This window comes from Brevibacillus laterosporus, assembly GCA_007833815.1.
Taxonomy (GTDB): domain Bacteria; phylum Bacillota; class Bacilli; order Brevibacillales; family Brevibacillaceae; genus Brevibacillus_B; species Brevibacillus_B laterosporus_D.
The window spans coordinates 1957449-1972593 of record CP033464.1; the positions used below are offsets into that span (position 1 = coordinate 1957449).

16 protein-coding genes are annotated in these 15145 nt (G+C 40.5%); 11 read left to right on the top strand and 5 right to left on the bottom strand.

The genetic code is table 11. From position 1 onward, the window contains the following. Positions 1-9: 9 nt before the first annotated feature. The 6 genes from EEL30_10925 to EEL30_10950 all read left to right on the top strand — a co-directional run bounded on the left by EEL30_10925 (position 10) and on the right by EEL30_10950 (position 7128). Positions 10-1293: an NADP-dependent isocitrate dehydrogenase gene (locus EEL30_10925; GenBank protein ID QDX92773.1), complete on the top strand. Its 1284-nt coding sequence runs from the start codon at positions 10-12 to the stop codon at positions 1291-1293. 28 nt (positions 1294-1321) lie between these two features. Beyond that, a complete protein-coding gene (mdh, locus tag EEL30_10930) occupies positions 1322-2260 on the top strand; it encodes a malate dehydrogenase (protein ID QDX92774.1) in 939 nt (312 codons plus the stop codon). Between the two features lie 242 nt (positions 2261-2502). Continuing rightward, complete coding sequence (locus EEL30_10935) at positions 2503-3201, top strand: DNA-binding response regulator (GenBank protein QDX92775.1); 699 nt, start codon at positions 2503-2505, stop codon at positions 3199-3201. A gap of 15 nt (positions 3202-3216) precedes the next feature. Continuing rightward, positions 3217-4995 (top strand): HAMP domain-containing histidine kinase, encoded by a 1779-nt coding sequence (locus EEL30_10940; protein QDX92776.1) that lies wholly within the window; start codon positions 3217-3219, stop codon positions 4993-4995. A gap of 139 nt (positions 4996-5134) precedes the next feature. Then, positions 5135-6085: a hypothetical protein gene (locus tag EEL30_10945; GenBank protein QDX92777.1), complete on the top strand. Its 951-nt coding sequence runs from the start codon at positions 5135-5137 to the stop codon at positions 6083-6085. Between the two features lie 176 nt (positions 6086-6261). Continuing rightward, complete coding sequence (locus tag EEL30_10950) at positions 6262-7128, top strand: YitT family protein (GenBank protein ID QDX92778.1); 867 nt, start codon at positions 6262-6264, stop codon at positions 7126-7128. A gap of 161 nt (positions 7129-7289) precedes the next feature. Here EEL30_10950 and EEL30_10955 read toward each other — a convergent pair whose 3' ends face one another. Then, the gene (locus tag EEL30_10955; protein QDX92779.1) at positions 7290-8198 is read right to left on the bottom strand and encodes a DMT family transporter; all 909 of its coding nucleotides are present in this window, start codon (positions 8196-8198) and stop codon (positions 7290-7292) included. Between the two features lie 252 nt (positions 8199-8450). Between EEL30_10955 and polA the strand changes: the two genes are divergently transcribed. From polA to EEL30_10980, 5 genes are all read left to right on the top strand, one after another. Continuing rightward, positions 8451-11150 (top strand): DNA polymerase I, encoded by a 2700-nt coding sequence (gene polA / locus EEL30_10960; GenBank protein ID QDX92780.1) that lies wholly within the window; start codon positions 8451-8453, stop codon positions 11148-11150. A 12-nt stretch (positions 11151-11162) separates the two neighbouring features. Then, complete coding sequence (gene mutM / locus EEL30_10965) at positions 11163-11987, top strand: DNA-formamidopyrimidine glycosylase (protein ID QDX92781.1); 825 nt, start codon at positions 11163-11165, stop codon at positions 11985-11987. A 27-nt stretch (positions 11988-12014) separates the two neighbouring features. Then, the gene (locus tag EEL30_10970; protein QDX92782.1) at positions 12015-12617 is read left to right on the top strand and encodes a dephospho-CoA kinase; all 603 of its coding nucleotides are present in this window, start codon (positions 12015-12017) and stop codon (positions 12615-12617) included. Further along, positions 12614-13189 carry a lytic transglycosylase domain-containing protein gene (locus tag EEL30_10975; protein QDX92783.1) on the top strand — a complete coding sequence of 192 codons (576 nt, stop codon included), beginning with the start codon at positions 12614-12616 and terminating at the stop codon, positions 13187-13189. Before EEL30_10970 ends, EEL30_10975 begins: the two co-directional genes overlap by 4 nt. A 298-nt stretch (positions 13190-13487) precedes the next feature. Next, complete coding sequence (locus tag EEL30_10980; GenBank protein QDX92784.1) at positions 13488-13976, top strand: hypothetical protein; 489 nt, start codon at positions 13488-13490, stop codon at positions 13974-13976. Between the two features lie 86 nt (positions 13977-14062). Here EEL30_10980 and EEL30_10985 read toward each other — a convergent pair whose 3' ends face one another. Genes EEL30_10985 through EEL30_11000 form a run of 4 tightly spaced genes read right to left on the bottom strand, consistent with a single transcriptional unit; the run spans position 14063 to position 15087 of the window. Beyond that, positions 14063-14251 (bottom strand): hypothetical protein, encoded by a 189-nt coding sequence (locus tag EEL30_10985; GenBank protein ID QDX92785.1) that lies wholly within the window; start codon positions 14249-14251, stop codon positions 14063-14065. Positions 14252-14269: 18 nt separating this feature from the next. Beyond that, positions 14270-14785, bottom strand: a complete 516-nt coding sequence (locus tag EEL30_10990) for a hypothetical protein (GenBank protein QDX92786.1) — start codon at positions 14783-14785, stop codon at positions 14270-14272. Further along, positions 14763-14996 carry a hypothetical protein gene (locus EEL30_10995; protein ID QDX92787.1) on the bottom strand — a complete coding sequence of 78 codons (234 nt, stop codon included), beginning with the start codon at positions 14994-14996 and terminating at the stop codon, positions 14763-14765. Before EEL30_10995 ends, EEL30_10990 begins: the two co-directional genes overlap by 23 nt. Next, entirely contained in the window at positions 14956-15087 is a 132-nt protein-coding gene (locus tag EEL30_11000) for an aspartyl-phosphate phosphatase Spo0E family protein (protein ID QDX95738.1), read from the bottom strand. The genes EEL30_10995 and EEL30_11000 overlap by 41 nt, the downstream gene beginning before the upstream one ends. Between the last annotated feature and the right edge of the window lie 58 nt (positions 15088-15145).

Here is a 15145-nt window from a genome sequence, read left to right on the forward strand (position 1 = left end):
GGGGTTCCTTTGTTTAAAAATCTTTCTGCACCAACACATGGAGAAAAAATCACCGTAGACAATGGCAAAATGATCGTACCTAACAATCCAATTATTCCTTTTATCGAAGGGGACGGAACTGGACCTGATATTTGGAATGCGTCTGTACGCGTTTTAGATGCAGTAGTGGATAAAGCATATAAAGGCGAGAAAAAAATCGCGTGGTTTGAAGTATTTGCTGGTGAAAAAGCTTTCAATCAATATGGTGAGTGGTTGCCTGAAGATACATTAACAGCAATTCGTGAATATCTGATCGCAATTAAAGGACCTTTGACAACTCCAGTTGGAGGTGGAATTCGATCAATTAACGTAGCACTACGTCAAGAACTTGATTTGTACGCGTGCGTACGCCCTGTTCAATACTTCGATGGAGTACCGTCTCCTGTTAAACATCCGGAGCTTACTGACATGGTGATCTTCCGTGAAAATACCGAAGACATTTATGCTGGTGTAGAATGGGCAGAGGGTTCCGATGAAGTGAAAAAAGTGATTCAATTCCTACAAGGTGAAATGGGCGTTAAGAAAATCCGTTTCCCAGAAACTTCTGGTATCGGTATTAAGCCTGTTTCAAAAGATGGTACAGAGCGTTTGGTTCGCGCTGCACTTGACTATGCTTTAGAAAACAACCGTAAATCTCTAACACTTGTTCATAAAGGTAATATCATGAAATTTACTGAAGGCGCATTCAAAAGCTGGGGTTATGCAGTTGCTGAAGCGGAATATGGTGATAGAGTATTTACATGGGCGCAGTACGACCGCTTAAAAGCAGAAGGTAAAGATGCTGATCAAGCTCAAAAAGAAGCAGAAGCAGCAGGCAAGTTGATCGTTAAAGATGTTATTGCTGATGCATTCTTGCAACAAATCCTGACTCGTCCGGCAGAATATGATGTAGTAGCTACACTTAACTTAAACGGCGATTACATTTCTGACGCACTGGCTGCGCAAGTTGGTGGTATTGGTATCGCTCCAGGTGCTAATATCAACTATTTGACTGGTCATGCAATTTTTGAAGCAACGCATGGTACAGCTCCAAAATATGCAGGTCTAGATAAAGTGAATCCATCTTCAGTGATCTTGTCTGGTGAAATGATGCTTCGTCATCTAGGCTGGAATGAAGCAGCTGAATTGTTGATTACAGCAATGGAAAAAACCATTGCATCTAAAGAAGTTACGTATGATTTTGCCCGTTTGATGGAAGGCGCTAATGAATTAAAAACATCTGAATTCGCAGATGCATTAATTAAAAATTTATAGGAATTATAAACTTGAGGAGGTCTATTACATGTCTTTCCAACGCAAAAAAATCGCAGTCATCGGTAGTGGTTTCACAGGTGCAACAACAGCTTTTATCCTAGCTCAAAAAGAATTGGGTGATGTTGTTCTTGTTGATATCCCTCAATTAGAGAATCCAACAAAAGGGAAAGCTTTAGACATGATGGAATCTTCCCCTGTGCTAGGCTTTGATTCAAAAATCACAGGTACTTCTAACTATGCTGACATCCAAGATGCTGATATGGTTATCATCACTGCAGGTATTGCTCGTAAACCAGGTATGTCTCGTGATGATTTGGTAAACACCAATGCTGGCATCATGAAATCGGTAGCAGAAAACGTAAAAATCTATGCACCAAACTCAACGATCATCGTGTTGTCTAACCCTGTTGATGCAATGACATACACATTCTTCAAAGCATCCGGGTTCCCAAAAGAGCGCGTTATTGGTCAATCAGGTGTCCTAGATACAGCTCGTTTCCGTACATTCGTTGCAGAAGAATTGAACGTGTCCGTAGAAGACGTAACAGGCTTCGTATTGGGTGGACACGGTGACGACATGGTTCCACTTGTTCGTTACTCCTATGCTGGTGGTATTCCACTAGAAACATTAATTCCAAAAGATCGTCTGGATGCAATTGTGGAACGTACACGCAAAGGCGGCGGTGAAATCGTAAGCTTGCTAGGCAATGGTTCCGCATACTATGCACCAGCTGCTTCTTTAGTACAAATGGCAGAAGCAATCTTGAAAGACAAAAAACGTATTCTTCCATCCATCACTCTATTGCAAGGCGAGTATGGCTACCAAGATCTATACTTAGGCGTACCAACTTTGCTAGGTAAAAATGGTATTGAAAAAATCTATGAACTAGAACTGACAGAAGATGAAAAAGCGGCTTTGGAAAAATCTGCTGATGCTGTACGTAATGTCATGAAAGTTCTTCAATAGAAAAAATAGACAAAAAGGAGAGCCATCGTTGCTCTCCTTTTTTGTTTGTAACGGCTCTCTTCATCCCCACCACTAAGCCATCCATTAATCCTTTCAGTAAGGAAACCTAATCTTTACAAGAAAATAACTTGCACCACTAAATGTCATCTGTCAGACTGAGATTACAAGCCTAGAATTGAGAACATAAAGGGAATACTATATATGAGAGAAAAGTTGAGACTTACGTGTAGGGGGAAGCATAAGTGACGAAGATATTGGTAGTTGAAGATGAGGTATCTATTTCTAAATTGATTCAATTTAATTTGGAAAAGGCGGGCTATGAGGTTATTACCGCTTTTGACGGTAGACAGGCGTTAACGATGGCACGTGAAGAGAAGCCAGATTTCATCATTTTAGACTTAATGCTTCCATATATGGATGGTCTAGATGTCTGCAAAACACTTCGTCAAGAACGAATCAATACACCTATCCTTATCTTGACGGCAAAAGAAGATGAGCTGGACAAAATTTTAGGACTTGAATTGGGGGCAGATGATTATATCACAAAGCCCTTTAGCCCTAGAGAAGTTGTTGCTCGGGTAAAAGCTATTCTTCGCCGTTTTAATGCTAAGCCAGAACCAGATCAGGAAAAAGAGGAAGAGCGTCAGTACTCATTTGGAGAAATCATTATCTATCCAGAAAAATATGAAGTATTCCTACGTGATGAAAGGGTGGAATTGACACCTAAAGAATTTGAATTGCTTCAATATCTAGCTAGTAACGTTGGCCGCGTATTAACGCGTGACCAATTGCTTAATGCGGTATGGAATTACGATTTTGTAGGTGATTCTCGCATTGTAGATGTACATGTTAGCCATTTGCGTGAAAAGCTGGAGCATGACACTAAGAACCCACGTTATATTAAAACAGTGCGTGGACTCGGCTATAAATTAGAAGGCTAGGCCAGGGAGGTTACAGTGAATCGATTTCGCCTCAAGCTTACCTTTACCATATTAAGTTTAATTTCACTTGTCCTTATTGTTATTGGAATTTTTATTGGGAAAGTCATGGAACAATCCTATCTTCAGATGCAGTATGATCTTTTGCGAAAAGAAGCCTTATTTATCTCGGAAACGATCATTGATCCCAAAATATTAACTCAGCATGAACGTTTGGAAGCTCAAATTAAGCATTTTACTGAATCTATGGAGGTACGTATTACCGTTGTTGATCCCTTGGGAATTGTAATGGCTGATACGGCAGGTGTGGACCAGACGCTGAAAAATCATGCACATCGACCAGAGATCGAAGCAGCCCTTCATGGGCAAGTTGGAATCGCACATCGGGAAAGTGATACGTTACACCAACAGATGATCTATGTGGCTGTACCGCTAAAAGACAATGGCACAGGGCAGGTTGTTGGAGCTGTTCGCTCAGCGATGTCAATGGAGACCATTACTCAATCTGTTCATCAGATGTGGTTTAGTTTGGTCATGGGGCTTGTAATTACTCTAATTATCGGTAGCATTGTCAGTTCGCGTATTTCTCATGGCATTACGAAACCAATCGAGGAGATTATCCGTGTAGCAAGAAATATTACGCAACGTCAATACGAGAGTCGCGTCAAAATTAAACCACGGGATGAATTAGGTCAATTGGCAACTGCGATTAATTTCATGGCGTCTAGTTTAGAACAACAGATGTATCAGATATCGGAGAATCAGCAACGTCTAACAGGAGTGTTAGCGACGATGCCGAGTGGCGTGATTTTAATTTCAGAGAACAGACGAATCGAGCTTATTAACAATGCAGTCGAAAAAATGTTGAATATTCCGAGTTCCGAATTGGTAGGAAAATTACATTTTGAAGCAGGGCATAATTACGGATTTAGCAAGCATATTGATCACGTAATGCGCACTGGAGAACAGAGGCGTGACGAGATCCATATTTTTTATCCAACAGAGCGCATTATCTATGCTGATTTTTCACCTTATGTGAACTACCGTGGAGAAATCAAAGGCGTCTTGGCTGTGTTAAATGACATTACAGATATTCGCCGATTGGAAAAGATGCGTAGTGATTTTGTTGCCAATGTTTCACATGAATTACGTACACCTATCACTTCTATTAAGGGCTTCACGGAGACTTTATTAGATGGAGCACTTAAAGATGAGGAAATTAGCAGGCATTTTTTGCAAATTATTTATGATGAAAGTGAGCGTCTTTTCCGGTTAATTAGTGACATTCTTGATTTATCCAAAATTGAGCAGAAACGGATAACGCTTACGTATACTGAAGTAGAGGTGCACCCGCTTATACAAGAAACAGCTGTCCTGCTTCGGGAACAATTACAACGAAAAGAGTTACGCCTCATTTTACCTTCTGACAAAGGAATTATGCTAAGGGCGGATAAAGATTGCTTTCAACAGATTTTACTTAACTTAATGGCCAATGCGATTGCATATACGCCAGAGGGTGGTCAAATTACGATTGAACTGAAGAAAGATGAGAATAATTTGTACCTAGATGTGGCCGATACGGGTATAGGAATTCCAGAAGATGATCTTGGACGTATTTTTGAGCGGTTTTATCGCGTAGATAGAGCTCGGTCACGTGACTCAGGTGGAACTGGTTTAGGTTTAGCTATCGTAAAGCACATATGTGAGTCTTTACACGGATCAATTACAGTAAGCAGTAATGAGGGTGTTGGCTCTGTGTTTTCTGTTACATTACCACTGGATAATCCAATCTCATAAAAAGAGGAAACTAAAAATAGAGTGCGGACTGATAACAGTTGTAGCACTCTATTTTTGATTGAAAAGATTTCCTGCTCACCTGCCATCGAGTGAAATAACCACCTCTTGTTCATACTAAAAAAGGGAGGTGAAGGAATCTGTGATTAGTTGGATGGCAGGCTTTATGGTGATCTTACAATTGCAAGGAAGCGTACCGGTTGTTCAAAATATGAATGAAGATATCGTGTCTATAGACCGCAAAGCATTTATTTTACCGTTTACACAGTTTTCGATCTTGGATATAGCTAAATTAGATGCTTATATGGTAAGGCTAGAGAGACAAGTGTATCGTTCCCCAGTGAATGCTAGGTGGGATGAACGTGGGAAAATCATTCCTGAAAAACGTGGGCAGCGTTTAGATCGTCAAGCATTTATGGAATCATTTATTTCTTATTTTTATACGAATGAGCAATCGCAATTGCAAATTCCTACTCATCTTGTCCTACCTAAAGTCGATACTTCATTATTGAAAGAAGTTTCGCAAAAACAGATTGGAGCTTATGTCACTTATTTTAATTCTCATAATAAGAATCGAGCTAATAACATTGCCCTCTCTAGCAGAGCCATCGACAATGTAGTGGTGTTTCCCGGTGAAATATTCTCCTTTAACCAAATAGTAGGAGAAAGATCAAAAGGGAAAGGGTATTTACCTGCTCCCGTTATCGTTCGCGGAGAATTATCAGAAGGAATTGGTGGAGGAATTTGTCAGGTTTCTTCTACTTTATATAATGCAGTTGACAAGTCAGGGCTAAAAATTATACAGCGCTATGCTCATAGCCGTAATGTGGCTTATGTGCCTCCAGGCAGAGATGCGACAGTGAGTTGGTATGGTCCTGATTTTCGCTTTCAAAATCGCTACGCATATCCCATCCTTATACGATCAAGAGCTATGCATGGCATGATGGTTGTTCGAATATTTTCTTTTTCTGATCTAGATTATGACCCGCGTGAGGTACCGACTGTTCGTAAGCGACTACCGGAAGAAACAGACCAACAGACAGACAATGAAAGTAGTAAGTTACACATAAAAAAACATAATGAAGCTGAGTAAACTTCTTTTTTGACTGATTTTTTTAAAAAGAATTTACTCCCATATTAGTTGGTTAGATATAAACAAAGTATAAAAAATAGTTGAAAAAAGTTGCAATGAACTAAAAATATTTCTATCATTATTAGTAGGTTTCTACTAGAGACGATACAAAAGTAAGAGGGAGTGGCGGAAAATATATGCCTAAGCAACACAAAAAAACGACCCTATCTTCGTTTTTACTAAAGTTTATCTTTATTACCATCGGAGCTATTATGATGGGTGTGTCACTGGAGCTTTTCCTTGTTCCTAACAAAGTGATCGACGGAGGAATTGCCGGGATATCCATTATGATGTCTTCCATCACTAATTTACCGTTGGGACTATTTCTTTTCTTCTTCAACTTACCGTTTTTGATTGTGGGATTTAAGCAGATTGGTAAAACCTTTGCTATTTCTACTTTGTATGGAATCGCGGTTATGTCTGTAACGACTGCCATGCTCCATCATGTACCCGCATTTACGAATGAAAAAATGCTCGCTGTAATGTTTGGTGGGGTTATTCTCGGGGTGGGTGTAGGTCTGGTCATCCGTTTTGGGGGTACATTAGATGGAACAGAAATCGTTGCAATTCTGCTTTCCAAAAAAACAAAAATCCCTGTTGGTCAGCTTATCATGTTTATCAACGTGTTTATTTTTATCATGGCTGGTTTTGTGTTTGAATGGGATTCCGCCATGTATTCTATTTTTACCTATTATATAGCATTCAAACTGATTGATATCGTCGTAGAGGGTTTAAATGAATCCAAATCAGTGACGATTATTTCGAAAGAATACGAAGAAATCTCTGAGGCAATCAATGCTCGTTTGGGTCGCAGTACGACTTATATCTACGCACGAGGTGGATATAGTAAGGAAAAGACCCAAATGATCTATTGTGTTGTTACGCGTCTGGAGGTGGCTAAGCTTCGAGCCATCATTCACGAGATTGATAATAATGCTTTCATAGCCATTGAGCATGTATCTGATGTAACAGGCGGAAATTTTACTAAAAAAGATATTCATTAAACAAAAACAAAAATCCCTTGTCGGAAGAACAAGGGATTTTTGCTTATACTTATAATAGGAAATGAATCACCCGAGCAACCATATATCCAAGCACGATCGTCCAGATCACTTTTCCCCATCTAGGAAGCTTTGCTATATATTCACCCATTCCTTTAATAAAACTACGTCGTTTCATTTTGATCTAGTTCCTCCTTTGACTTATTAAAGCGGATAAAAAGGAAAATCCCGAACAGAATAATGAAGCCACCAATCCATTGAGGCAAGGTGACGATATCACCGAAAATGAAATAAGCAAGGATGCAAGTACCAATCGGTTCAAAAAGAATCCCTACGGAAACTGTGGTTGTGTTTAACCATTTGATGACCCAGTTCAATATAGAGTGACCAAGCAAGGTAGGGAAGAAAGCTAAACAGATAAACCAGCCCCAGTCCGCGAGCTGATATCCTGTGAGTGGATGTCCATAAAATAAACTGTGACCAAGTAAAAAGACAGTACTAATGAAATAGACAACGAAGCTATACACGGTTGATGAAATACCACTGCGAAGATACTGCCCGATGAGCCAGTATAACGTCACTACAAAAGCTGCAAGTAATGCCAACAAATCTCCGTATAGAGCCAATCCCCCTACACGAAAATCTCCCCAACCAATTACGAAGCTACCCATAATGGCAAAAAGGCCGCCAGATATAGCCATTTTACTCAAGCGTTCCTTGAATAGGTAATATCCACCAATAAAAGCAAATAACGGTTGTAACGTGACAAGCACTGTAGAACTAGCGATGGAGGTATAGTTAAGCGAATCAAACCAGAGTAGGAAATGAGCCGCTAGAAACCCCCCAGATAGAATACTTAATATCCACTGTTTGCTGGTTAATTGAATGATTTCTCGCCAAGCTCCTTTGGTCATGAACATAAAAGGGACGGTTAATATAACGGAAAATAACAGCCGATAGGTAGCAATGACCGGTGCTGGAGCTGATGATAGTTTAACAAAGATAGCAGAAGTGGAAATGGCTAGAACAGCTAAAAATAAGGCAAAATAAGGCGGTATGATAGGTCTCTCCATGATGGCAATATCCTCTCAGTTATGACAGTAATAGTTATTGGAAAAATGCAAAAAAACAAGGCGTAATCAGTGGTCAGACCATAATTAGTCTGTTCTTATTTTACAAGAGTACAGACGAACTCACAACTATGTGGAAAAGCTGGCAAGTAACGGATTTTCTCTGTTAGGCTATTGCCCAGTTTCCTTTTTTCTTTTAGGTCCACCTGTGGTAAGATGAAAGGTAATGAATTAACAGAAAGGGGTCGGACGTACATGAGCCATTTTGTGCTGATTGATGGGAATAGTATCGCCAACCGTGCCTTTTATGCGTTGCCGTTGCTGTCCACCTCACAAGGACTACACACGAATGCTGTGCTTGGTTTTACGACCATGTTGCTAAAAGTAATAGATGAAATGAAACCGACTCATATTTTAGTTGCTTTTGATGCAGGTAAAGTGGTGTTTCGCCACTCTGAATATACAGAGTACAAGGGAGGACGCGCTAAGACTCCTTCTGAACTATCCGAGCAATTTCCATTAATTCGCGAGTTGTTAGACGCGTTTTCGATAAAAAGATTTGAATTGGAAGGCTATGAAGCTGACGATATTATTGGAACGCTAACATTACGTGCGGAAAATGAACAAATGAAAACGACTGTAATTACCGGGGATAAAGATATGCTTCAACTGGTGTCCTCACACGTATCTACAGCCATTACGAGAAAAGGTATAAGTGAAATCGAGCTGTATTCTACGGAAGAAATTTTTGAGAAATATGGATTGAAGCCCGAACAGATCATTGACTTGAAAGGGTTGATGGGCGATAGTTCCGATAATATTCCAGGTGTTCCAGGGGTAGGAGAGAAGACGGCTCTTAAACTATTGCATCAATATGGTTCTGTTGAAGAGGTGCTAGCTAACATCGATCAGTTGTCTGGTAAAAAATTACAGGAAAATCTACGTAACAATGTGGAGCAAGCAAAGATGAGTAAATCACTTGCAACCATTATGCGAGATACTCCGGTAACCATAAGTATTACAGATTCCGAATACACGGGATACGAGCCTGACCAGCTAATTGAGTTCTTCAAAAAGATGGAATTTAAATCGCTACTTTCTAAAGTAAAAGGTGCTAGTAGTGTTGCTGATAGTTATGGACAAGGGGAAAGCAGCGCTGAAGCTTCTGAAGGTTCTTCTAAGGGCACTTCTCAATCAGATAAGTCATTCACTTATACCATGGTAGAAGAAGGCAAGCTGGCCGATTATGAGCCTCTGTTGACCTCTCCAATGAGCTTGGTAGTAGAGATGGACGGGGAGAACTATCATTATGCCCCCATTGTTGGTTTTGGTTTAGCTACAGAAGAGCAAGCTTTGTTTGTACCATATGAAACCGCCAAAAATTGGACAGCCTTTACGGAATGGTTGCAAGATACTTCCAAACAGAAATGGGTCTTTGATGGGAAACGTGAAACGGTTGGTCTTTGCTGGCATGAATTGGATTTAAAGGGGATTGATTTTGATTTATTCCTCGCTTCCTATTTGATTAATGCAAGTGAGAGCAATCCTACACTGTCAGATGCCACTGCCAAGTTCTCGTCTGTCAAAGTAGCTTCCGATGATGATATCTACGGCAAAGGGGCAAAGCGAAGCCTACCGTCCATGGAGCTCATTAGTGAACACGTAGCACGTAAGGCGTCGGCTTTATGGCAAAGTGTTCTTCAAGCAAGAGAAGAGCTGACGACTAACCAATTAACAGAGCTTTACACAAATATTGAACAGCCTCTTAGTCTCGTGCTAGCTGATATGGAAGAAGTCGGGGTTTTGGTTAATCAGGAGCAGTTGTATCAGATGGGCGAAGAGCTAGACAAACAGCTGGAGATTTTGACTGAGAAAATTTATGAGCAAGCAGGTACAACGTTTAACATCAATTCACCGAAGCAATTAGGTGAAATTTTGTTTGAACGAATGGGGATTCCACCTGAGAAGAAAACCAAGACAGGTTATTCTACCAGCGCAGATGTGCTAGAGAAGCTGGCGCAAAAGTACCCAATCGTTATTGATATTCTTACTTACCGTCAATTAGGTAAGCTACGTTCTACCTATATTGAAGGGTTACTTAAAGAGATTCATGGCAAAACAGGTAGAGTGCATACGCGCTTTAATCAGGCTACCACTGCGACTGGACGACTTAGTAGCACTGAGCCTAATCTGCAAAACATCCCGATTCGTTTGGAAGAGGGGCGTAAAATCAGAAAAGCTTTTGTTCCAACAAACGAAAACTGTTATATCCTCGCCGCCGATTATTCGCAGATCGAGCTAAGAATTTTGGCACATATTTCGAAGGACGCAAACCTGATTGACGCTTTCGTCAACGATATGGACATTCACACACGGACAGCGATGGATGTTTTTGGAGTGAGTGAAGACGAAGTAACTTCCTTGATGCGTCGTCAAGCAAAGGCTGTTAACTTTGGAATTGTTTACGGAATTAGTGACTTTGGCCTCTCTCAGAACTTAAATATAACGCGCAAGGAAGCGGCTGAATTTATAGCCCGCTATTTTGATGTTTTTGCAGGCGTTCAGAATTACATGGAAGATATTAAGCATCAGGCAAAGAAAGATGGCTATGTAACGACTTTACTGCACCGCCGTCGTTATCTACCGGATATTGCTAGCAAAAACTTTAATCTGCGTTCCTTTGCAGAGCGTACCGCTATGAATACCCCGATTCAAGGAACCGCTGCCGATATAATTAAGCTGGCGATGATTCGGATGCAAGAGGCCTTGGCAGAGAGTCGGCTAAAAAGTCGCATGCTTCTTCAGGTACACGATGAATTAGTTTTTGAGGTTCCAGAAGATGAGTTAGAAACAATGCAAAAATTGGTGGCCGACGTGATGGAAGGCGCTCTTCAACTGGATGTTCCACTTAAAGTGGATGTAAATTATGGGGAGACCTGGTATGACGCCAAATAGGAGGGACATCTGATGCCAGAATTACCAGAGGTGGAAACCGTCGTTCGCACGCTGAGAACACTGGTGCTGGACAAGACGATTGAACGGGTAAGTGTATTATTACCACGGATTATCCGTCGTCCTGCCGATGTGGAGCAATTCAAAGCTGTTTTGGTGGGACAAACCATTCATGCCGTTGAACGACGAGCAAAATTTATTAAATTTATTCTCGATCAGGATGTATTAATTTCCCATCTACGCATGGAAGGAAGATATGGAGTCTACCAATCTTCTGAAGAGATAGAGAAGCACACGCACGTGATCTTTCATTTCACGGATGGAACGGAACTACGCTATCGAGATGTTCGTCAGTTTGGTACCATGGATATTATTCCATTGGGCAAGGAGCAGGATGTGGAGCCACTGAAAAAGCTGGGGCCAGAACCTTTAGATGAAACATTTACGTCTACCTTGCTGACGAGTATGTTAAAAAGCAAGACCACTAAAATCAAACCGTTGTTATTAAATCAGGAATTTATGGTGGGCTTGGGGAATATTTATGTGGACGAGGCTCTTTTCCGGGCTAATATACATCCAGAGCGGACAGCTAATACATTGACTAATGATCAAATAGAGAATTTGCATAAAAGTATTGTACAGACCCTGCAAGAAGCAATTGATGCTGGGGGAAGCTCCATTAAATCCTATGTAAACGGACAAGGTGAAATGGGGATGTTTCAACAAGTATTAAAGGTTTACGGAAAAAAAGGAGAGACATGTCCGAGTTGCTCCACAGAGATTGTTAAGATTGTGGTAGGCGGACGTGGAACGCACTTTTGCCCATCCTGTCAAAAATAGGCCGCTCATCGGGAAGGAGGAGATAGCGTGATTTTGGGTCTAACAGGAGGAATTGCAAGCGGTAAGAGCACGGTTGCAGCCATGTTGCGCGAACGGGGAGTCACCGTTATCGATGCGGATCTCATTGCCCGAGAAGTGGTAGAGGTGGGAAAGCCAGCCTACAACGGTATCGTTAAGCACTTCGGCACGGGGGTTTTGGATGATACTGGTGCATTGAATCGCAAGGTACTAGGGGAAATTATTTTTAGCGATAGAGAAAAACGAATGGTTTTAAATGAAATCGTTCATCCAGAAGTACGCAAAGAGATGCGCCTACAAGCTATCCTAGCACAACAGCGTGGGGAACGGCTTGTCTTTATGGACATTCCGCTTTTATATGAAAGCAGGCTTTCCTATATGGTGGACAAAGTTGTGGTTGTTTACGTACCGGAATCCGTACAGTTTACACGTTTGATGGAACGTGATGAATTTGACGAGGAGCAAGCGACAAAGCGTTTACGTGCTCAGATGAATATTGAGGAAAAACGTAAAGTAGCTCATCATGTAATCGACAACCAAGGTAGTCGCACAGACACTTTGAAACAGGTGGATGATTTGGTGACTAGCTTACTTGCGGAGACAACCCCATGAGAACGCTACGCTCTGTTATTCTCTTGTTATCCGTTTTTATTATCATCTATCTGCTGCTGAACTCCTCCTTTGTTTGGAAATTGATGTACCCCATCAAATATGAGGAACAGATTAAGTTAGTTAGTAAGAAATACGAGGTAAATCCATACCTCGTGCTTGCTGTTATTCGCTCAGAATCAAAATTTAAGCCGGATTTGGTTTCTAAAAAAGGAGCGGTCGGTTTAATGCAGTTGATGCCTAATACAGCAGAGTGGATTCAGTCACACGGCAAGCTGGATATACTGTATTCTGCTGATTTAGAGCATCCTGACACCAATATTCATTTAGGTACCTGGTATTTGGCTTATTTGTTACAAATGTTTAAAGGCAATGAAGTACTTGTATTAGCGGCTTATAATGCCGGTCAAGGTAACGTAAAAAATTGGCTGCACAATAAGCAATGGGCAGGTACGCGTGAAACGATCTCAGATATCCCGTTTGGAGAGACACGCCACTATGTCCAACGTGTTTTGTACTACGAAGATCGTTATAAAGAAGTGTACAAGAATAGCTTTCCCAATCTTGCTCCCTGAAGGTAATCTGTCAGGGGGCTGTTTTGTTATCAAAAGTAGTAGAGAAGTAGATTTTCTTATCAATTAGGGCAGTAGCAAGGAAGGGTGTTGCAAATGGTAGAGGATGAAGGCTTTTTTACATGTATGGATCAGTATTACAGTAAGCATGAGTCTTTACTCACCGTTTTAATCGTGTTTGTAGGTATCGACTATGGGAGTGGTGTAGCGAGAGGTGCGGCAGAAGGGAAGCTAAAAAGCAAAATTGGACTGATCGGGATAGCAAAAAAATTTTATCTTTGGGATCATTTCTGTCGCTCACATGCTGGATATAGAAAAAACGAAAGGATTACAAGCGCCACAGATAACCGCGTTTTGTCTAGCGTTTCTTACTTACATCAAGGCTCGCACAGATAAGACCCCTATCCTTTATACAGGGGCATCTTTTGCTAAGACTCACTTAGGTAAAGCGCTTGCTGGCTTCCTATTGTGGGTTGCTCATTATGGAACAAATCAACCTATGTCAAATCCCACATGGAGCCGTTGGGCGGTATTCCAGTATTCCGATTGTGGGAAAGTGGCTGGTATTAACGGCAACGTAGACATGAACTGGATGGAAAAAGACTTTTGGGATATACACATGAAGGAGGAAACAACTGTGGATAAAATGTTAGCAAATGAAATCATTAAGGTTTTGAAAGAGCAATGGGTAATCAGCGATACACTTGGTTACAGTGAGAAAAAGAAATATTTGGGCGATCTGGCTGACCGGGTACGTGTCGCCAGTGGACAAGACCCACAAAATAAATAATTTTGAACAAGAAACGTCCGAATACGAGGGGGTGATTCGGACGTTTCTCTATATAATGATTTTTCAGTTAAGATTAAAAGGGTCGGCTACTCCTCTTTATCTTTGTATATTTTATTTAAAAGGATAGAAACAACGAAGACTACTACGAAAACAATTAAGAAACGAACAAACTCTGTAATAAACCAATTATTAGCTATATTCATTTCTTTTGTAACTTGCATAGTACCATATACAGAAAAAATAGTTAGAATGAACTTTAAAGTCTTTGAGTTCATTTTATCTCCTTTCTGTTTTTAAAGTATAGCGTACACGATACCTTGTGCAATAATTCCGCAAGATTTTGCGACCCATCCCCAAACATACGGCTCCAAGGCTTCAGTTACATTCTCTTTCACTTCCTCCAACGGCCCCATCAAAATATAGGTGTTCCAAGTTCCAATCCACATATCTTCTGTCATTTTTTCTTTTACTATGTCTGGGAATTTAGCATATATTTTTTTCGGTAAATCCCTTTTTACATAGCCTTTCCCAAAATATTTCAGTAGCTTTGTTCCAAGAGAAACAAAACCTTGTGCCTCAACTTGGGCAGGCCCTTTTTCTACTACTGCTCTTGGTGCAGTTTCTAAAATTTCCTTAGCAGTTTCTTTAATTATCTTATCCATTTCTTGTTGCGACATTGGAGTTTGATAAGAAACTGATTGTGATACTTTTTCTTGGGCAAACGCGCTGGTTGCTGGAGCTATAGCAGTCCCTAGAAACCCAACAGTAGATAAAATTGCAATACCTTTAATTAACTTTTGGTTCATCATAAAGCATAACCTCTTTTCCGAATTCTTTCAATAAAGGGATATATTTACATGAAAACTTGCAAAAATTCCTTTGTTCCCGTTCAACATAATTGTCTTCAAGGAATAGCTGAAAAACGACTTTATTTTGTTCTAAGGGTTTTCCGTACAGATTATTCTCATCGACAACTAGTTTAGTGTTTTGTAAGATTTTGAAAGACAACAATGTACTCATCTAGTTGTTGGCTCATCCGCAATACTTCTGGATGTAAAAATGAACCTTTTTTGAAATACCGATGCTCTAACTCTTTACGGAGGACTTCTATAAGCTTTTGTGAATTATTTTCTAATTGGAAATTTTCTGTTTTCCCATCCTATAAATGA

What these genes read in the sequence shown, in the direction of transcription:
- EEL30_10950 (QDX92778.1), top strand. Translation starts at nt 6,262, where the DNA reads ATGCCTAAGCAACACAAAAAAACGACCCTATCTTCGTTTTTACTAAAG.
- EEL30_10975 (QDX92783.1), top strand. Translation starts at nt 12,614, where the DNA reads ATGAGAACGCTACGCTCTGTTATTCTCTTGTTATCCGTTTTTATTATC.
- EEL30_10985 (QDX92785.1), bottom strand. Translation starts at nt 14,251, where the DNA reads ATGAACTCAAAGACTTTAAAGTTCATTCTAACTATTTTTTCTGTATAT.
- EEL30_10990 (QDX92786.1), bottom strand. Translation starts at nt 14,785, where the DNA reads ATGATGAACCAAAAGTTAATTAAAGGTATTGCAATTTTATCTACTGTT.
- mutM (QDX92781.1), top strand. Translation starts at nt 11,163, where the DNA reads ATGCCAGAATTACCAGAGGTGGAAACCGTCGTTCGCACGCTGAGAACA.
- EEL30_10980 (QDX92784.1), top strand. Translation starts at nt 13,488, where the DNA reads ATGCTGGATATAGAAAAAACGAAAGGATTACAAGCGCCACAGATAACC.
- mdh (QDX92774.1), top strand. Translation starts at nt 1,322, where the DNA reads ATGTCTTTCCAACGCAAAAAAATCGCAGTCATCGGTAGTGGTTTCACA.
- polA (QDX92780.1), top strand. Translation starts at nt 8,451, where the DNA reads ATGAGCCATTTTGTGCTGATTGATGGGAATAGTATCGCCAACCGTGCC.
- EEL30_10955 (QDX92779.1), bottom strand. Translation starts at nt 8,198, where the DNA reads ATGGAGAGACCTATCATACCGCCTTATTTTGCCTTATTTTTAGCTGTT.
- EEL30_10995 (QDX92787.1), bottom strand. Translation starts at nt 14,996, where the DNA reads ATGAGTACATTGTTGTCTTTCAAAATCTTACAAAACACTAAACTAGTT.